The sequence below is a fragment of the Arthrobacter sp. TJ-266 genome, from assembly GCF_058269115.1.
The window spans coordinates 171,407-188,799 of record NZ_JBZCNC010000004.1 but is presented as its reverse complement, the minus strand read 5'-3'; the positions used below and the strand labels follow the sequence as shown (position 1 = coordinate 188,799).

Here is a 17,393-nt window from a genome sequence, read left to right as displayed (position 1 = left end):
GCCTGCTAGTGAACGTTTTCACAAACTCCGGTAGCATCGAGCCCATGGCAACCAAGACTCATTTCTCCGACCGCCCGCGCATCCTCGTCGTCGGCGGCGGATACGTCGGCCTGTACGTCGCTCACAGGCTGCAGAAGAAGGTCAGGGACCACGGCGGGATCGTCACGCTGGTGGATCCGCTGCCCTACATGACCTACCAGCCGTTCCTCCCCGAGGTCGCTGCCGGGAGCATCGAGCCGCGGCACGCCGTCGTCTCCCACCGCAAGCACCTGAAGAAGACCGAGCTGATCACGGGCAAGGTCACCTCGATCGACCACGCGGCCCGTACGGCCACCATCGCGCCCACCGGCGGCGGGGACTCCTTCGAGCTCGGCTACACCGACGTCGTCGTCTCGGCCGGTTCGATCACGCGCACGTTCCCGATCGACGGCCTCAAGGACGAGGGCATCGGTCTCAAGACCATCGAGGAGGCTGTCGCGCTCCGCGACCGCATGTTCGAGCGCATCGAGACGGCGTCCGTGCTCCCCGAGGGGCCCGAGCGAGACCGCGCCCTCACCTTCGTGGTGGTGGGCGGCGGGTTCGCCGGTATCGAGACCATCACCGAGATGGAGGACGCCGCGCGCGACGCCGTGAAGGCCAACGCCCGCCTGGACCGCTCCGATCTCCGCTTCGTCCTCGTCGAGGCCATGGGGCGCATCATGCCCGAGGTCACCGCCGAGCAGGCCGAGTGGGTCGTGGGGCACCTCCGCTCGCGCCAGATCGAGGTGCTCCTCAACACCTCGCTCTCCAGTGCGGTGGGAGGCCACCTCAAGCTCATCAACATGCCGGACAAGACGCCGGCGGACGAGTTCGGGACGGACACCCTGATCTGGACCGCCGGCGTCCAGGCCAACCCCGTGGCCCGCTCCACCGACTTCCCGGTGGACGAGCGCGGACGCATCCGCGCGACCCCCGACCTGCGGATCACGGGCGACGACGGCCCGATCGACCACGCGTGGACCGCCGGTGACGTCGCGGCCGTTCCCGACCTCACGGGAGGCGGCGTGGGCGGGTTCTGCGTCCCCAACGCCCAGCACGCCGTGCGCCAGGCCAAGCTCCTCGCAGCCAACGTCCTCGCCGCGAACTACGGGCTGGGTGAGGTCAAGGAGTACCGCCACACGAACCTCGGAGCCGTTGCCGGCTTCGGCCAGTTCAAGGGCGTCGCGAACATCATGGGCTTCGGCATGAAGGGCCTGCCCGCGTGGCTCGCGCACCGTTTCTACCACGGCTTCGCGATGCCGATGTACGAGCGCAAGGCGCGTGTCATCACCAACTGGAGCATGAGCTTCCTGTTCGGGCGTGACCTCGCGCCGCTGCCCGACCTGCAGGAACCCCGCCGCCAGTTCACCGAGGCGGCCACCCCGCCGCCGAAGAAGGACACGGCTCTCCAGAGCCAGCCCCCCACGCCCGCGGGCCAGGCTGCGGCCGCGAAGGCGTCCGCCTGACCCCACCGGTCGGTGGAACGAACCCCGGAACGACGACGGCCCTTTGCGGTCCGTCGTCGTTCCTCGTTGCGAGCGCGATAGGCTGAGGCGGCTCGCGGCCCCAGTAGCCCAATGGCAGAGGCAGCAGACTTAAAATCTGTTCAGTCAGGGTTCGAGTCCCTGCTGGGGCACCTGAACTTTCTCGCGGCGCGCAGAGCGGTACCGCGTCCCCGAGGGACACCTGCCCCTTCGTCGTCCCCTGTCAAGAGTGCGTCGGGCCCGCTGTGATGAGCGTTACAAGGATGTAACCCGATTCCCTTATCTCGGACACAAAATTGCATTAGCTTTTCCCCTAAGCCAGGAACACCTGGCAGCGCATCAAAGGCAGCAAGAGCCTTTCGGTCGAGGAGACTAATCAATGACTGCAACACGCAACTCGGCGTGGTTCGGCATCGGGGACAATGCCCCACGCACGGCCAAGATCGCGGCCCTCAGCCTGGGCATCGCGCTCTTCGCCTCCGGCTGCGGTGGAAGCTCGGGCACCGAGGGTGGCGGCGACGACGCGGCCACCGAGACAACTGATGCCGCTGCTGCCTCGGCACTGACCTGCGCCGAGAGCGAGGGTGGCGCCGGCGAGGAGCAGGGTGAGAAGGGCGATCCCGCTGCAGTCCCGGCGAGTGCCACGACGAGCCCGGTGCCGTTGAAGCTCGGCTCCATCCTGCCGACCACCGGAACGCTCGCGTTCCTCGGCCCCCCGGAGATCGCGGGTGTCGATCTCGCCGTGAACGAGGTCAACGCCGCCGGCGGCGTGCTGGGCCAGGACATCACCATCACGCACCGCGACTCGGGCGACACCACCACGGACATCGCGACGCAGTCCGTCACGGACCTGCTCTCGCAGGACGTCAGCGCCATCATCGGCGCCGCGTCCTCGGGCGTCTCGAAGACCGTCATCAACCAGATCACCGGAGCCGGCGTGGTGCAGTTCTCGCCCGCCAACACATCACCCGAGTTCACCGACTGGGACGACAAGGGCCTCTACTGGCGCACCGCCCCCTCAGACGTTCTCCAGGGCCGCACGCTCGGCAACTACATCATGGACTGCGGCGCCCAGACCGTCGGCATGATCACGCTGAACGACTCCTACGGCACGGGTCTCCAGACCAACATCGAGGAGACCGTCACGGCCGCAGGCGGACAGGTCGTCGCGAACGAGATGTTCAACACCGGTGACTCGCAGTTCTCGAGCCAGGTCGACGCCATCGCTGCGGCGGCTCCGGACGCGATCGTCCTGATCAGCTTCGACGAGGCCAAGAGCATCGTGCCGCTGCTGATCGCCAAGGGCATCGATCCCACCTCGCTGTTCATGGTGGACGGCAACACCTCGGACTACAGCGCGGACCTCGAGCCCGGCACCCTGGAAGGAGCGCAGGGCACCATCCCCGGCCCCTTCACCGGAACCGGATTCCAGGAAGCCCTGGCCACCGTGGATCCTGCGCTGACCAGCTACGCCTACGCGGGTGAGAGCTACGACTCCGTGAACCTCATCGCCCTTGCAGCAGAGGCTGCAGGCAGCGTCGAGGGTGCGGCGATCGCCGGAGAGCTCGAGGGAGTCTCGAAGGACGGCACCAAGTGCTTCGACTTCGCCGGGTGCGTCACGCTCCTGCGCGGTGGCGAGGACATCGACTACGACGGCATCTCCGGTCCGGTCTCGTTCGATGCGAACGGTGATCCCACGGAGGCCGCCATCGGCATCTACAAGTACGACGCCGACAATGTGCCGCAGCCGAGCCGCTCCGAGGTGGGCAAGCTCTAGCTCGATGCACCACTGACGGTACGGACGGGAACGTCGGGGCTCAGGCCCTGGCTCCCGGACGGCGAAGCCCCGGCAGCCCTATCGGGCGGCCGGGGCTTCGTCGTTGCCGAACTCTGTCCTAGCCGAACTCCATCGTCGTTGCCGGGCTTCATCGGCAGGAACAGGTGCAGGTGCCGGTGCCCGTGCCGGACACCGACGGCGTGCAGGTGCTACCGGATCGAGCCGGACCACCCCGCGCTTCCTGTCAGCCCTCTCCCGGCTCGCGGCGTGAGAGGGCGTAGGACGGCTCCCTGACCCTGCGTGCCCACTCGTAGGTCTGGGCGCCCGCGAGGGGATGCAGCACGGCGTCGAAGCGCAGGTGCTTCTCCTCGGCCCCGGGGTCGAGGCGGAGAGTGAGGGTACCGAACCGCTGCCAGCGCTCGCGTGGGTGCGCGAAGAACAGGCCGACGTCCCACGATGCTGCTCCCAGGACCCTCGTGAAGCCCCGCAGCGACGCCGGCAGGCCGGAGGGTGAGAGCGTCCTCGCGCCGATGAGCACGGGCCCCTCCTCGCCCTTGTAGGGCATCATCGTGGTCAGCGGTGCGCGGGAGACACTCAGGCGCGGTACGAGGACGAAGCGGCTCGGGTAGGACCACCCGGTCGAGGAGAGCAGGATGTCCGAGAACGTCGACGGTATGCTCCCGGACTCCTGGTGATGGACTCGCACCGCCAGCCCGACGACGTCCGGCAGGCCGTCCGGTGTACCGGCGGAGCGGGAGACGCGGGCGGTCACGGCGTTCTCGCCCGGCTGGTCCACCCAGGAGATGCCGCTGACGAGTCCGTGCGCGTGGACCACGACGGTGCCGTCGAGGCGGAGACCGCGGGAGTGGATGGGCCGGTGACGCCGTACGTGTTTGATGCCTCGGAAGAGCACCTCGAAACCCGTGCCGATCACACTGCTGACGGTTCCCGCCATGTAGGGGCGTCCTTCCTCCGATGTGCCGCTCGTCCGGCTCCTCCAACGTAGCCGGACACACGAAAGGCGGGCGGCACCGTTGCCGGTACCACCCGCCCCTTGCGCTCCGGCGGTCTGCTTGCCTACCGGACCGCCGCGGCGCGGAGTGTCAGGCCGTGTCCGCGAGCGTCCCGAGGTAGAGCTGGATGACCTTCGGGTCCTTCATGAGCTCGCGACCGGTGCCGGTGTACGCGTCCTTGCCCTGGTCGAGCACGTACGCGCGGTCGCAGATCTGCAGGCAACGGCGCGCGTTCTGCTCCACCATGATCACCGAGACGCCGGCGCGGTTGATCTCGTGCACCCGCAGGAACGTCTCGTCCTGCTTCACCGGGGAGAGGCCGGCGGAGGGCTCGTCCAGCAGCAGCACGGCGGGGTCCATCATGAGCGCGCGGCCCATGGCGACCATCTGCCGCTCGCCGCCGGAGAGCGAGCCGGCGCGCTGCGCCTTCCGCTTGCCGAGCTCGGGGAACAGCCCGGTGACGAACTCGAACCGCTCCTTGAAGTCCTTCGGGCGCTGGTACATGCCCATCTGGAGGTTCTCCTCGATGGTGAGGGTCCCGAAGACGTTGTTGTTCTGCGGGACGAACCCCACGCCGCGGCTCACGAGCCGGTTGGCCTTCAGCCCGGTGAGGTCCTGACCGCGGACCACCACCGTGCCCGAATGCACCTTCACGAGACCGAACATCGCCTTGAGCAGCGTCGACTTCCCGGCCCCGTTCGGGCCGATGATCCCGATGAGCTCACCACGGCGGGCCTCGATGCTGCAGCCGTTCAGGATGTTCACGCCGGGGAGGTATCCCGCGACGAGATCGGTGACCTTGACGACGGAGTCGCCCTCGAATTCGTCCATCACTTCGTCTCCTCGTTCCTGTGCCCCGATGTGTCGGGGGAGTGCGTCCCGCCGAGTTCGGTGACGCCGTGGCCGAGGATGCCCTCGTCCGCCGTCCCGACCACGGATCCCTCGTCGTTCGCGAGCTCCTCCTCGAGGCGTTCGATGCCGGTGGAGTCACCGAGGTCGACGTCGTGGTGAGCGCCCAGGTACGCGTCGATGACGGCCTGGTCCTTCATGACGACGTCCGGCGGGCCCTCGGCCACCACCTTGCCCTCGGCCATGACCACCACCCAGTCGGCGATGTGGCGGACCATGTGCATGTCGTGCTCCACGAAGAGCACGGTCATGCCCTCGGACTTCAGGTCCTTGATGTGGTCGAGCAGCGACTGCGTGAGCGCGGGGTTCACGCCCGCCATCGGCTCGTCGAGCATCACGAGCCGTGGCCGGACCATGAGGGCCCGTGCCATCTCGAGGAGCTTGCGCTGCCCGCCCGAGAGGGAGGCGGCGTAGTCGTCGCGCTTCGTGTCGAGCTTGAATTTGGCGAGGAGTACCTCGGCCTGCTCGGTGATCTCCCGTTCGCGACCACCCCAGATGCCCTTGAACAGCGCCCGGGCGAGGCTCTCGCCCGGCTGGTCCGTGGCTCCGAGGCGCATGTTCTCCATGACCGTGAGCTTGCCCATGACCTTGGTGAGCTGGAAGGTACGCACCATGCCCATACGGGCCACCTTGTGCGAGGCGACCTTCGCGAGGGGCTTGCCGTCGAACTCCCAGTCACCGCTGTTCGGGGTGTCGAAACCGGTCAGCAGGTTGAACAGCGTGGTCTTGCCCGCGCCGTTCGGGCCGATGAGGGCGGTGATCTTGTGGCGGGGGATCTCGAGGTGCTCGACGTCGACGGCGTTGATGCCGCCGAAGCTCCGCGTCACGTTCTTCGCGATCACGATCGGATCGCTCTTCCGGCACCCGGGTCCGGCGACGTCCGAGGCGATCGGATCGTCGGAGACCGCGGTCGCCGCGTGAGACCCGGACGCACCGGGCGAGGGCGCGACGCCGGCCGGCGCGTCCAGCGGTGCGTCCGCCGCGTGGGCGCCGGAGGCGGAGGTGCCGTCGTCGTGCGCGGGGAAGCCGCCGTTGGCGTGGTTGCTGTCGTTGCTGTTGGTGGTCATGCGAACGCCAACTCCTTCTTGTTACCGAGGACTCCCTGCGGCCTGAAGACCATGAGCAGCATCAGGGCCACACCCACGAGGATGAAGCGCAGCTGGCCGACCTGCGCGTTAGAGAGGAAGGTGATCAGGCCCACCTCGATCGCGCCGTAGAGCAGCCCCTGCGTGAGGGACAGCACCACCCAGAAGATCATGGCGCCGATCACCGGTCCGAGGACCGTGGCCATGCCGCCCAGCAGGAGGCAGGTGTAGAGGAAGAACGTCAGTTCCGTCGCGTAGTTGGCGGGCTGCACGGCGCCGCGGGGCAGCGTGAAGATGATCCCGGCCAGCGAGCCGAGCACGCCGCCGATCACGAGGGCCTGCATCTTGTAGGCGTACACGTTCTTGCCGAGCGAGCGCACGGCGTTCTCGTCCTCGCGGATACCCTTCAGCACGCGGCCCCAAGGGCTGCGCATGAGGAGCCAGACGACGAGGCACGCGATGATGACGACGCTCCAGCCGACGATGCGGATCCAGAGGTCGCGCTCGTTCATGGCCAGCGGACCCACGTTGTACGTTCCCGGCGGGAACGGGTTGAGACCGAAGAAGCCGCCTTCGAACGCTGCGAGGCCGTTGGCAGAACCGGTGACGTCGGTGAGGCCGTTGGTGGTCACGATGTACCGGATGATCTCGGCGGCCGCGATGGTCACGATCGCCAGGTAGTCGGCCCGGAGGCGCAATGTGGGGATGCCGAGCACGATCGCGAAGACGACCGACGCCAGCAGTGCCACGAGGACCGCGACGGGCAGGGGGGCGTTGAACGAGAGTGTCGCGATGGCGTAGCCGTAGGCGCCGACCGCCATGAAGCCGGCCTGCCCGAAGTTCAGCAGCCCGGAGTAGCCGAAGTGCACCGCGAGGCCGAGCGCCGCCAGGGCGTAGGCCGCCGTGGTGGGGCTGATCAGTTCGCCGAAGGCGTTGATGAGGATGTTTCCGAAGTCCATGACGAGCCCCTAACCTATGCGCTCTCGGCGGCCGAGGATGCCCTGTGGCCGGAAGAGGAGCACGAGAATCATGATCAGCAGCGCTCCCACGTACTTGAGGTCTGCTTCGAGCCAGATGGTGGAGATCTCCACGAACAGTCCGACGATGATGGAGCCGACGAGCGCCCCGAAGACGGTGCCGAGACCGCCGAGGGTCACGCCGGCGAAGATGAGCAGCAGGATCTGCTGCCCCATGTTGTAGGAGACGCCGGGCCGGTAGTAGGCCCAGAGGATGCCGCCGAGAGCCGCGAGCATGCCGCCGATGACCCAGACGATCCGGATCACGCGGTCCACGTCGATGCCCGATGCCGCCGCGAGCGCGGGGTTGTCGGCCACCGCGCGGGTGGCCTTGCCGATCCGGGTGCGGAGCAGCAGGAACGCGACGATCAGGATGATCACCAGGCTCACGATCAGCGAGGTCAGGTTGTTCGTCGAGATGGAGACCGAACCGATGTCGATGATCTCGCTCTGCGAACCGGGCAGCTGCTGCGTGGCGCCGCCGAAGAAGAACTGGATGATGTAGCGCAGCGCGAGGGCGAAGCCGATGCTCACGATCATCATGGGGACGAGACCGGTCCCGCGTCGGCGGAGCGGCTTCCAGAGCCCGGCGTCCTGCGCGTACCCGAGTGCTCCACCGGCGACGACCGCGAGGACGATGGCGACCGCGATCGGCAGTCCGGTGGCGGCGAAGGCGAACGCGAGGACCGCGCCGACCGTCACCATCTCGCCGTGGGCGAAGTTCGTCAGACCCGTGGTGCCGAAGATCAGGGAGAGGCCGACGGCGCTGAGCGCGAGGAGGAGCCCGAAGCTGAACCCGGCCAGTGCGCGCTCGGCCAGCGTGTCCGCGAAGGAGGCCTGCTGCGAGACGATCCCCTCGCCGAACAGGAAGAGCGTGCTGACACTGGAGGTGTTCGCGAAGGTGACCTGACGGGGGTTCTCCTGGCCCTCGGCCAGTGCGATGCCCTCCGGCAGCGTGTCCTCGTCCAGGGACACCTCGTACGTGCCCTGCTCGGGGACGCCGATGGTCCAGCGACCGTCGGCCCCCGAGATGGCCTCCTCCTCGAAGCCGTTGCCCGTGGCCGTGATGGTCACGCCCTCGATGGGCCCGTCGACGCCGCGGAGCACTCCACCGATGCGGTTCTCGAACTGCTGGGCGGGGACGTTGGCGGCGACGTTCGCGATGGCGTGGGCCGGGGTCCGCGCGAGCGTCTCCGTCGACACATCGGCTGCGGCATGGACCGCTGGATGGGCGGCCGGTACGGGGGCTGGGGGAGACGCATGCGCCGCTGGAGCGCCGAGCAGCACCGCGGCCAGGAGGCCGAGCACCAGCAGCAGGGATCTCAGGATCCGCGCAGGCGTCGATAGGGTGATCAAGATGGGAACCTCCACGGTGGGGGCAGGCCCGATGGCAGACCATCGGGATCAACAGGTGTGACGACTGTCACGGACGTGCGCATCATGTTACTAGGGGCATGTTTCGACACTTCGCAAAAGCCCGCGCGCAAGGTAGCGATTGGGTAACGAAAAGGCTTCGAGGGTGCTCCGCCCTTGTGGTAAGGAGTCTTTCCATTCCGCGGTGAGCGAAGGGTGTGGTGTCCGGGGCGTCAGCGGGAACATTCCGGCGGCCGGACCGTTGCACTTGGTAAGGTCGCAAGACCACCCAGCACTTCGATGGAGGAACAACAGACATGGCACTTGGCGGCAATCCGGTCTTCAACGGGAAGAACTTCCGTTCTGCTGCCCGCGGCAACGAGACCGCCGGCTTCGGCACCGCGACATACGGCGGAACAGCGGTAGCGAACCAGCAGCAGCTGGAGCACATGTACAACCAGCCGTCCGCCGGCCCCTCGCAGACCGGGCGCATGACCTTCGACGACGTGATCGTCAAGACGCTGCTCTGCCTCGGCGTCGTCCTCGTCGGCGCGGCGATCCCTGCTTTCCTGCTGCCTGGCCTCGCCCTGCCGCTCATGATCGTCGGCGCTCTCGGCGGATTCGTGCTCGGGCTGGTCAACACCTTCAAGCGTGAACCCTCGCCGGCCCTGATCCTCGCCTACGCCGGGCTCGAGGGCCTGTTCGTCGGCGGTATCACGATGTTCCTCGAGAGCATGTTCCCCGGTATCGCGATGCAGGCCGTCCTCGGCACGCTCGTGGTCTTTGGTGTGACGCTGGCGCTGTTCAAGAGCGGCAAGGTACGCGCCACTCCGAAGGCGATGAAGTTCTTCATGATCGCGATGATCAGCTACGCGGTCTTCTCGCTGGTGAATCTCGGACTGATGATCTTCGGCGGAACGAGTGGCATGTTCGGTCTGCGGAGCCAGGGCATCCCGGGAACCGCCGGCATGTTCGGCTTCGAGCAGGGCATCCCCTTCGGACTCGTGATCGGCCTGCTCGCGATCGGCCTCGCAGCCTTCTCGCTGATCGTCGACTTCACGTCCATCAGCGAGGGCGTCCGTCAGGGTGCCGCTCAGAAGTACTCGTGGACGGCGGCGTTCGGCCTCACCGTCACCTTGATCTGGCTCTACGTGGAGATCCTCCGCATCATCGCCATCGTTCGCGGCAGCAGCGAGTAACTGCGCCTCGACTAGTCATCACGATGAAGGACCCGCAGCCTCCAGGCTGCGGGTCCTTCTTCGTCGACGCGACGCTCATCTTTCGGCGTCGAAGGTACCGACGCTCCGACCCTGCCGACGTCATCCCGTCCCTATGACGCGGTCGTAGGGGCGCGGGATCGGCCTCAGGCGATGCGCGCGGCTCCCGCTCCGGGGAGCACGCTGAAGACGCCAGGGGCGCGGAAGCCCGCTACTGCGAAGGCATGCTCCACGGCCGCGCGGATGCCGGGGACGTCGCCCACCTTCGCGAGCGCTATGGCGGATCCACCGAAACCGCCGCCCGTCATGCGCGCACCGATCGCCCCGGCGTCCAGGGCGGCGTCGACGGCGGTGTCGAGCTCCGGACAGGAGATCTCGAAGTCGTCGCGCATCGAGGCATGACTCGCCACGAGCAGCGAGCCGAGATCGGCCGGACCCTTGGTGCTCAGCACCTTCACGGCGTCCTCGACCCGGGCGTTCTCCGTGACGATGTGCCGCACGCGTCGGAAGGTCTCCTCGTCCAGCACGCCCGTGGCCTCCGCGAGGTCCTTGACCGACAGGTCGCGGAGTGCGGGGACCTGCATCAGTTCGGCGCCGAGTTCGCACGAGCGTCGCCGCGCCGCGTACCCGCCGGTGGCGTGGGAGTGGCTGACGCGGGTGTCGATGACCATGAGTTCGAGCCCTGCCCCCTCGAGGTCCAGCGGCACGAGGCGTGACTCCCCGGACCGGCAGTCGAGGAACACGGCGTGACCGGCTTCGCCGAGGAGGGACGCCGACTGGTCCATGATCCCGGTAGGCGCGCCGACCATGCGGTTCTCAGCGACCTGGCCGATGACGGCGAGGTCCCGGCGTGAGACGTCCGCGCCGGAGAGCTCGCTCGCCGCGACCGCGACGGAGCACTCGAGGGCCGCCGACGAGGAGAGCCCGGCGCCGACGGGGACGGTGGAGTCCACGAGGATATCCAGGCCGGGGCAGCGGTGCCCCGATTCCTCCATGGCCCAGAGGACGCCCAGGGGATACGCGGCCCATCCGTCCACGGACCCCTCTGTGAGCTCGTCGAGGTCCGCCGTCACGGGGGCGTCGTCGGGCGTGACCATCGAGGCCACCCGGACGATCCGGTCCGGGCGGCGCGCGACGGCGACGGTGGTGGAGTGCTGAATGGCGAACGGCAGGACGAAGCCGTCGTTGTAGTCGGTGTGCTCGCCGATCAGGTTGACGCGGCCGGGAGCTGCCCAGAGCCCGTCCGGTTCCCTGTCGAAGCGCTCGGTGAAGGCCGACGCGAGGTCGAGGGGCGTGGTGTTCATGGCTGGTCCTTCCGGGTGGCGGGGGAAGCCGCGCGGAGGGCGTCCGCGACCTTCTCCGGGGTGGTGTCGTTGACGAAGGCGCCCATGGCGGCCTCGGAGCCGGCGAGGAACTTCAGCTTGTCGGCGGCCCGGCGGGGCGACGTGAGCTGGAGGTGCAGGTAGCTGGCGGGACGCAGGACGTCGTCGACGGGCGCCTGCTGCCACGCCGCGATGTACGGGGTGGGGGTGGGGTAGAGCGCGTCGAGCCTGCCGAGCACGTCGAGGTAGACGGTGGTCAGTTCGTCACGCTCCTCGCCGGTCAGGCCCGCGAGGTCCGCCACCTGGCGGTGGGGGACGAGGTGCACCTCGAGCGGCCAGCGCGCGGCGAAAGGGACGAATGCGCTGAAGTGTTCGCCTTCGAGGATCATGCGGTCGCCGGATCCCCGCTCGGCGGCCAAGGCGTCACCCATGAGGGTCCGCGTGCCGTCGGACGCCTGGTGGAACTCGAGGGCGCGTGCGGCGAGCGTCGCGGCGCGCGGCGGGATGAACGGGTAGGCGTAGATCTGCCCGTGGGGGTGGAGCAGGGTGACGCCGATGTCCGCACCGCGGTTCTCGAAGCAGAACACCTGCTTGATCCCGGGCAGGGCCGAGAGCGCTTCGGTCCGCTGCGCCCAGGCGTCGACGACGGTCCGTGCGCGCTCGGGACTCAATGATCCGAAGGAGCCCTCGTGCGCGGGGTCGAAGGCCACGACCTCGCAGCGGCCGTACGCCGTCGTCGTCGTGCCCCACGGCGGGGTGTCCGGCAGGACGCCGAGATCGGGGCCGAAGGAGGAGAACCTGTTCTCGAACACCACCACCTCGTAGTCCGCGGCAGGTACCTCCGAGAGGTTGCCGGGCGTGGTGGGGCAGAGCGGGCACTGATCGGCCGGCGGGAGGTGCGTGCGGCTCTGCCGGTGGGCCGCGACGGCGATCCACTCACCCGACAGGGCGTCGTAGCGCGCGGTGCCGGCGGGCCCGCGTGGCGGGAGGCCGCGAAGGTCCACGAGGTCCGCGGACGCGTGGCGCGCGGCGTTCTCGGCGGACGCGTCGAAGTAGATCAGCTCCCGTCCGTCGGAGAGCCTGGTGGGCGTGATGTGGGTCATGACGGGTCCTCGGGGGTCGGGGCGGGCACGGGTTCACGGATGATGCGGGTGAGGGCGGTGTAGCTGTCCGGCGGTCTGCGGTCGGTGACGAGGGCGGAGCTCGCGGAGAGGTCCTCGACCCGCGCCAGGCTGACGACGCCGAGTTTGCTGGCGTCGGCGAGGACCACCAGCTGCGCGCAGGTCCGCGCGAAGGCGCGGTTCGTCTCGGCCTCGGCGAGGTTCGGCGTCGTGATCCCGGCGTCGGGGTCAACGCCATGGGCGCCCATGAAGCAGAGGTCGGCCCGCAGCGAGGAGATGGTTGCGGTGGCCAGCGGGCCCACCAGGGCCTTCGACGGCGTGAGTTCACCGCCCGAGACCAGCACGTGCGGGGCATTCCCTGGCCGGGCCTCGGTGCGGAGCCGGTGGAGTTCGTCCGCGAGCGGCAGCGAGTTCGTGATCACGGTGAGTCCGTCGATGCGCGCCAGGAGCGGGGCGAGGGCGTACGTGGTGGTGCCGCCGGTGATGGAGACCGTCATGCCCGGCGCCAGCAGCGACACCGCGGCCTCGGCGATGAGCCGCTTCGCCTCGCTCCCGCGGTGCCGGTTGACGTCGAACCCCGCCTCGACGGAACTGAGGGAGCCCGGTCTCACGGCACCCCCGTGGACACGGAGGAGTGCTCCGCGACCCTCGAGGACGTCGATGTCGCGGCGGATGGTCATCTCCGACACCCCGAGGGAGGTCGCGAGGCCGCTGACCCGGACGGCGGGCTCCTGGGCGAGCAGATCGAGGATCGCCGCATGGCGCTGCGCGGCAAGCATGCTTCGGCCTCTCGTCGATTCGAACACTTCCTACCTCAAACGAACAAAAAATACCACAGGCGCGGAGGCGGGTGGCAGCAGTAACATCGGCCCATGACCTCGCCCTCTGCGCTACCGGCAAGCGGACACAACCACACCCTCACGGCGGGCCCGGCCCGCGCCGTCATCGCGAGCCTCGCGGCCGCTCTGCGTTCCTACGAGCACGGGGGAGTGGCCCTCACCGAGACCTGGGGCGACGACGACATCCCCGTGGGCGGCAGCGGGATCCTGCTGGCTCCCTGGGCCAACCGCGTGGCGGGTGGACGCTGGGTGCTCGACGGCGTGGACCAGCAGCTCGACATCACCGAGCCCTCGAAGGGGAACGCCACCCACGGGCTCCTCCGCAACACCGGGTACCACGCGGCGGACGTCGGGACCTCGCACGTGGTCCTCGAGGCGGAGATCTTCCCCCAGCACGGCTACCCGTTCCACCTCCTGCACCGCGCCACGTACCGGCTCACCGAGGAGCAGCTGACCGTCACGCAGGAGCTCACCAACCTGTCGGCGGCCGCCGCACCGTTCGCCCTCGGAGCCCACCCGTACCTGAAGATCTCCGACGTCCCCACCGAGGACCTCACCCTGACCGTGCAGGCGGCCACGGTGTTCCGGACCGACGAGCGCTCCATCCCCACCGGATCCGAGGCGGTGTCCGGCGATCTCGACCTCCGGGACGGCCGGCGCATCGGTGACATCGAGTTCGACGCCGCCTTCACCGACATCACACCGGCCGACGGGCGGTACCGCCACGTGCTGTCCGCACCGGACGGCCGCAGTGTGACGCTCTGGGCCGAGGAGGCGTTCGCCTTTATCCACGTCTACGTGAGCACCATCTACCCCGGGGTCGAGAAGGCCGTCGCCGTCGAACCGATGACGGCGCCCGCCGACGCCCTGAACTCCGGCCGGGGGCTGAGATGGCTGGAACCCGGCGCGTCCTTCTCGGCGACGTGGGGGATACTGCCAGCTCTGGGGTAGCGGAGCGGGGGCTCCTCTGTGGAAGGATTGCCCCATGCAGCGTCTCCCCGGAGCGAAGTCCCGACGCGCCCTCCAGCGTGTGGTGCGTCGTGGTGCCGACGCACTGGTGGCTCCGCTCCCGGAGCAGCCGCCCGGCATCCGCCAGACGCAGCGACACGACGCCGTGGTCGATGTCCAGGACCCCGACGTCCCGTTCGCCCTGAGGGTCGCGGCGTCCTGGTCCTGGCGCGTCGGTCTCGTGATCGCCGTGGGCGGGGTCCTCATCTACCTCCTCAGCCAGATCTCCCTGCTGGTCATCCCGCTCATGGTCGCGGGCCTCCTGGCCGCCCTCCTCATGCCGATCAGGAACCTGCTGCATCGTCGCCGGATGCCGAACGGTGCCGCCGTCGCCATCACGCTCATCGCGTTCTTCGGCGTCATCGCCGCAGCCCTCACGCTCGTCGGCAGCCAGCTGGCCATGGGCTTCGCCAGCCTGTGGGGCCAGGCGCGGGCCGGCGTGCAGCAGCTCCTCGACTGGCTCTCGCAGGGTCCGCTCCAGCTCACCGGCGCGGAGGTGGACCAGTACCTCCAGGATCTCGGTGACGCCGCGCAGAGCAACAGCGCGTCGATCCTGAACGGGGCGCTCTCCTTCGGCACGACGGCGGGGCACGTGGCCGCGGGCGCCCTCCTCACCGTCTTCGCCCTGATCTTCTTCCTCCTCGACGGCGGCAGGATCTGGCGTTTCGCGGTGGGGCTCGCCCCCGCTCGCGCGCGGGCGGCCGTCGACGGCGCCGGCCGTCGCGGCTGGATGTCGATGGCCAGCTACGTCCGCGTCCAGATGCTCGTGGCGGCCGTCGACGCGATCGGCATCGGTCTCGGTGCCTTCGTGATCGGGGTCCCGCTCGCCCTACCGCTCGGCGTCCTCGTATTCCTCGGCTCCTTTGTCCCGATCGTCGGCGCCCTCGCCACGGGCTCCGTCGCGGTCCTGCTGGCACTCGTCGCGAACGGCTGGGTCAATGCCGTCGTCATGCTCGTGATCGTGCTCCTCGTGCAGCAGCTCGAGGGCCACATCCTCCAGCCGCTCATCATGGGCCCCGCCGTCGCGCTGCACCCCCTCGCAGTCGTGCTCGCGGTGGCCGGCGGGACGTTGCTCGCTGGCGTGCCGGGGGCCCTGTTCTCCGTGCCGCTGCTGGCGGTGCTCAACACGTCGATCCGGTACATCGCGCACCGGGCGTGGGAGTACGACCCGGTGGTGGCCGCGGCAGGCTGGCCCGGTACGGCGTCCGGTTCCGGGATTAGCGGGCCGGCGACGGCGGAGGGTTCCACCTCCCCGTCGTCGGCCGGCCCCCAGGAACCTCACGACACCCTCACCAGAGAGATCACCCAGTGACCGAGCAGACCATCGCCCCGCCCCTCGAGCCCGCAGCGCTCGACCCCTCCGCCACGCGCCCCCCCGAGCTTCCCGTCACGCTCGCCGACGTCGAGGCCGCCCACCGCACGCTCGAGGGTGTCATCGCCCGCACGCCCATCGAGCAGTCACGCGCCCTCGGCCGGCTCACCGGCTCGACCGTCTCCCTGAAGTGCGAGAACCTCCAGCGCGCGGGCTCCTTCAAGGTCCGCGGTGCCTACAACCGGATGGCGAAGCTCGACGCCGCCGAACGCGCGCTCGGTGTGGTCGCCGCCTCCGCCGGCAACCATGCGCAGGGTGTGGCGGTCGCCGCCGCGCGCCTCGGCATCTCCGCGCGCATCTACATGCCGCTCGGCGTCGCGCTCCCGAAGCTCGCCGCGACCCGCGGCCACGGTGCCGAGGTGGTGCTGCACGGGCACACGGTGGACGAGGCGCTCGCCGAGGCGAAGCGCTACGCCGACGAGACCGGCGCCGTGTTCGTGCACCCGTTCGACGACGTCGACGTGGTGGCGGGACAGGGCACCATGGGCCTCGAGATCCTCGAGCAGGTCCCCGACGTCGACACCATCCTCATCGGCGTCGGCGGTGGCGGGCTCCTCGCGGGGGTCGCGGTGGCCGTCAAGGCGCGCGCCCGCGAGCTCGGGCGCACCATCCGCGTCATCGGGGTGCAGGCCGAGAACGCGGCCGCCTACCCGCCGTCCCTCGCGGCCGATGCACTGGTGCCCCTCACGAAGGTCTCGACCATCGCGGACGGCATCGCCGTGGGCAGGCCCGGGCAGCTGCCTTTCTCGATCATCCGTGAACTGGTCGACGACGTCGTCACGGTGAGCGAGGACTCGCTCGCGCGGGCGCTCATCTTCCTCCTCGAGCGCTCCAAGATGGTGGTGGAGCCCGCGGGTGCCGTGGGCGTCGCCGCGCTCCTCGACGGGAAGCTCACCGAGAACGGTGCCGACCCCGGCAACACCGTGGTGGTGCTCTCCGGCGGCAACATCGATCCCATGCTGATGCTCAAGGTCATCCAGCGCGGTCTGGCCGCGGCGGGCCGCTTCCTCGTGGTCCGCATGCTGCTCGACGACCGCCCCGGATCCCTCGCGACCATCTCCAGGATCATCGCGGAATCGGACGCCAACGTCACCGGCGTGGACCACACGCGGGTGGGCGGCTCGATCAGCATGGGAGACGTCGCGATCACCATCAACATGGAGACGAAGGGCGACGCGCACTGCGAGGAGGTCCTCAGTGCCCTCCGCGCGGAGGGCTTCCAGCCGGTCGTCATCCGGGGCTGACCCGTGGCGGAGACGTCGCTGGCGCGCCGGGCCCAGGGCGGCCTGGTCGCCGTCGTGGGACTGGTGGCCCTCATGTGGGGCGTCTTCGTGCTTGACCTCGTGCTCGGCGGACTACTTGTCAGGACGGTCGGAATCGTCCCGCGGAGATCGGACGGGCTCGACGGCGTGCTCTTCGCGCCGCTGCTGCACGGGGGAGTGGAGCACCTGGCGAGCAATTCGCTGCCCCTGCTCGTCCTGGGTTTCCTGGCGTTCCTCGAGGGCGTGAAGCGGTTCGTGCTGGCGCTCGGCATCAGCTGGCTGGCCTCGGGCCTCGGTACCTGGGCGTTCGGCGGAGGGCTGACCATCGGGGCGTCGGGCGTGGTGTTCGGCCTGTTCACCTACCTGATCACACGCGGCTTCTACAACCGGGACTGGCGTCAGATCCTCCTCGCCGTCGTCCTGTTCGCGGCCTACGGATCGATCCTGTGGGGCATCCTGCCCACCGTCGGCTCGAACATCTCGTGGCAGGCGCACCTCTTCGGGGCGCTCGGGGGTGTGCTCGCGGCCTTCCTCCTCAGACGACGACGGCCCGCCCCCGGAGGGACGGGCCGTGCAGCTGCGGACCTCTAGCGGCTT

Annotated in this window: 15 protein-coding genes and 1 tRNA gene; 8 read left to right on the top strand and 8 right to left on the bottom strand. The window is 69.2% G+C overall.

Translation table 11 applies throughout. From position 1 onward, the window contains the following. Positions 1-44 precede the first annotated feature (44 nt). The 3 genes from AC4D12_RS12530 to AC4D12_RS12520 all read left to right on the top strand — a co-directional run bounded on the left by AC4D12_RS12530 (position 45) and on the right by AC4D12_RS12520 (position 3,279). The gene (locus AC4D12_RS12530) at positions 45-1,484 is read left to right on the top strand and encodes an NAD(P)/FAD-dependent oxidoreductase (protein ID WP_490950264.1); all 1,440 of its coding nucleotides are present in this window, start codon (positions 45-47) and stop codon (positions 1,482-1,484) included. Positions 1,485-1,581: 97 nt separating this feature from the next. Then, positions 1,582-1,654: transfer RNA gene (locus tag AC4D12_RS12525), tRNA-Leu, on the top strand. Between the two features lie 227 nt (positions 1,655-1,881). Further along, positions 1,882-3,279, top strand: a complete 1,398-nt coding sequence (locus tag AC4D12_RS12520) for an ABC transporter substrate-binding protein (protein ID WP_490950263.1) — start codon at positions 1,882-1,884, stop codon at positions 3,277-3,279. Positions 3,280-3,523: 244 nt separating this feature from the next. Here the strand turns inward: AC4D12_RS12520 and AC4D12_RS12515 are convergent, their stop codons facing one another. The 5 genes from AC4D12_RS12515 to AC4D12_RS12495 all read right to left on the bottom strand — a co-directional run bounded on the left by AC4D12_RS12515 (position 3,524) and on the right by AC4D12_RS12495 (position 8,658). After that, entirely contained in the window at positions 3,524-4,234 is a 711-nt protein-coding gene (locus AC4D12_RS12515) for a hypothetical protein (RefSeq protein ID WP_490950262.1), read from the bottom strand. Positions 4,235-4,382: 148 nt separating this feature from the next. Next, positions 4,383-5,123: an ABC transporter ATP-binding protein gene (locus AC4D12_RS12510; protein ID WP_490950261.1), complete on the bottom strand. Its 741-nt coding sequence runs from the start codon at positions 5,121-5,123 to the stop codon at positions 4,383-4,385. Next, complete coding sequence (locus AC4D12_RS12505; RefSeq protein ID WP_490950260.1) at positions 5,123-6,268, bottom strand: ABC transporter ATP-binding protein; 1,146 nt, start codon at positions 6,266-6,268, stop codon at positions 5,123-5,125. Before AC4D12_RS12505 ends, AC4D12_RS12510 begins: the two co-directional genes overlap by 1 nt. Continuing rightward, positions 6,265-7,245 carry a branched-chain amino acid ABC transporter permease gene (locus tag AC4D12_RS12500; RefSeq protein WP_490950259.1) on the bottom strand — a complete coding sequence of 327 codons (981 nt, stop codon included), beginning with the start codon at positions 7,243-7,245 and terminating at the stop codon, positions 6,265-6,267. The genes AC4D12_RS12505 and AC4D12_RS12500 overlap by 4 nt, the downstream gene beginning before the upstream one ends. 9 nt (positions 7,246-7,254) lie before the next feature. Continuing rightward, complete coding sequence (locus tag AC4D12_RS12495; RefSeq protein WP_490950258.1) at positions 7,255-8,658, bottom strand: branched-chain amino acid ABC transporter permease; 1,404 nt, start codon at positions 8,656-8,658, stop codon at positions 7,255-7,257. 314 nt (positions 8,659-8,972) lie between these two features. On the opposite strand from AC4D12_RS12495, the gene AC4D12_RS12490 reads away from it, so the two are divergent. Further along, positions 8,973-9,854 carry a Bax inhibitor-1/YccA family protein gene (locus AC4D12_RS12490; protein WP_490950257.1) on the top strand — a complete coding sequence of 294 codons (882 nt, stop codon included), beginning with the start codon at positions 8,973-8,975 and terminating at the stop codon, positions 9,852-9,854. Positions 9,855-10,018: 164 nt separating this feature from the next. On the opposite strand, the gene galK is transcribed toward AC4D12_RS12490, so the two are convergent. The 3 genes from galK to AC4D12_RS12475 are packed head-to-tail and all read right to left on the bottom strand — an operon-like array spanning position 10,019 to position 13,094. Further along, the gene (galK, locus tag AC4D12_RS12485; RefSeq protein ID WP_490950256.1) at positions 10,019-11,176 is read right to left on the bottom strand and encodes a galactokinase; all 1,158 of its coding nucleotides are present in this window, start codon (positions 11,174-11,176) and stop codon (positions 10,019-10,021) included. Continuing rightward, the gene (galT, locus tag AC4D12_RS12480; RefSeq protein ID WP_490950255.1) at positions 11,173-12,297 is read right to left on the bottom strand and encodes a galactose-1-phosphate uridylyltransferase; all 1,125 of its coding nucleotides are present in this window, start codon (positions 12,295-12,297) and stop codon (positions 11,173-11,175) included. The genes galK and galT overlap by 4 nt, the downstream gene beginning before the upstream one ends. Then, on the bottom strand, positions 12,294-13,094 hold the full coding sequence (locus tag AC4D12_RS12475; protein WP_490950254.1) for a DeoR/GlpR family DNA-binding transcription regulator: 801 nt from the start codon (positions 13,092-13,094) through the stop codon (positions 12,294-12,296). The genes galT and AC4D12_RS12475 overlap by 4 nt, the downstream gene beginning before the upstream one ends. 93 nt (positions 13,095-13,187) lie before the next feature. Here AC4D12_RS12475 and AC4D12_RS12470 point away from each other — a divergent pair, with 93 nt between their 5' ends. The 4 genes from AC4D12_RS12470 to AC4D12_RS12455 are packed head-to-tail and all read left to right on the top strand — an operon-like array spanning position 13,188 to position 17,387. Next, positions 13,188-14,105 (top strand): aldose 1-epimerase family protein, encoded by a 918-nt coding sequence (locus tag AC4D12_RS12470; protein WP_490950253.1) that lies wholly within the window; start codon positions 13,188-13,190, stop codon positions 14,103-14,105. A 34-nt stretch (positions 14,106-14,139) separates the two neighbouring features. Next, positions 14,140-15,474: an AI-2E family transporter gene (locus AC4D12_RS12465; RefSeq protein WP_490950252.1), complete on the top strand. Its 1,335-nt coding sequence runs from the start codon at positions 14,140-14,142 to the stop codon at positions 15,472-15,474. A gap of 11 nt (positions 15,475-15,485) precedes the next feature. Continuing rightward, a complete protein-coding gene (gene ilvA / locus AC4D12_RS12460) occupies positions 15,486-16,778 on the top strand; it encodes a threonine ammonia-lyase (protein ID WP_490950648.1) in 1,293 nt (430 codons plus the stop codon). A 3-nt stretch (positions 16,779-16,781) separates the two neighbouring features. Continuing rightward, positions 16,782-17,387, top strand: a complete 606-nt coding sequence (locus tag AC4D12_RS12455) for a rhomboid family intramembrane serine protease (protein WP_490950251.1) — start codon at positions 16,782-16,784, stop codon at positions 17,385-17,387. Positions 17,388-17,393: the final 6 nt, after the last annotated feature.

Coding starts and splice junctions, on each gene's coding strand:
- AC4D12_RS12530 (WP_490950264.1), top strand. CDS start 45: ATGGCAACCAAGACTCATTTCTCCGACCGCCCGCGCATCCTCGTCGTC.
- AC4D12_RS12520 (WP_490950263.1), top strand. CDS start 1,882: ATGACTGCAACACGCAACTCGGCGTGGTTCGGCATCGGGGACAATGCC.
- AC4D12_RS12515 (WP_490950262.1), bottom strand. CDS start 4,234: ATGGCGGGAACCGTCAGCAGTGTGATCGGCACGGGTTTCGAGGTGCTC.
- AC4D12_RS12510 (WP_490950261.1), bottom strand. CDS start 5,123: ATGGACGAATTCGAGGGCGACTCCGTCGTCAAGGTCACCGATCTCGTC.
- AC4D12_RS12505 (WP_490950260.1), bottom strand. CDS start 6,268: ATGACCACCAACAGCAACGACAGCAACCACGCCAACGGCGGCTTCCCC.
- AC4D12_RS12500 (WP_490950259.1), bottom strand. CDS start 7,245: ATGGACTTCGGAAACATCCTCATCAACGCCTTCGGCGAACTGATCAGC.
- AC4D12_RS12490 (WP_490950257.1), top strand. CDS start 8,973: ATGGCACTTGGCGGCAATCCGGTCTTCAACGGGAAGAACTTCCGTTCT.
- galK (WP_490950256.1), bottom strand. CDS start 11,176: ATGAACACCACGCCCCTCGACCTCGCGTCGGCCTTCACCGAGCGCTTC.
- galT (WP_490950255.1), bottom strand. CDS start 12,297: ATGACCCACATCACGCCCACCAGGCTCTCCGACGGACGGGAGCTGATC.
- AC4D12_RS12475 (WP_490950254.1), bottom strand. CDS start 13,094: ATGCTTGCCGCGCAGCGCCATGCGGCGATCCTCGATCTGCTCGCCCAG.
- AC4D12_RS12470 (WP_490950253.1), top strand. CDS start 13,188: ATGACCTCGCCCTCTGCGCTACCGGCAAGCGGACACAACCACACCCTC.
- AC4D12_RS12465 (WP_490950252.1), top strand. CDS start 14,140: ATGCAGCGTCTCCCCGGAGCGAAGTCCCGACGCGCCCTCCAGCGTGTG.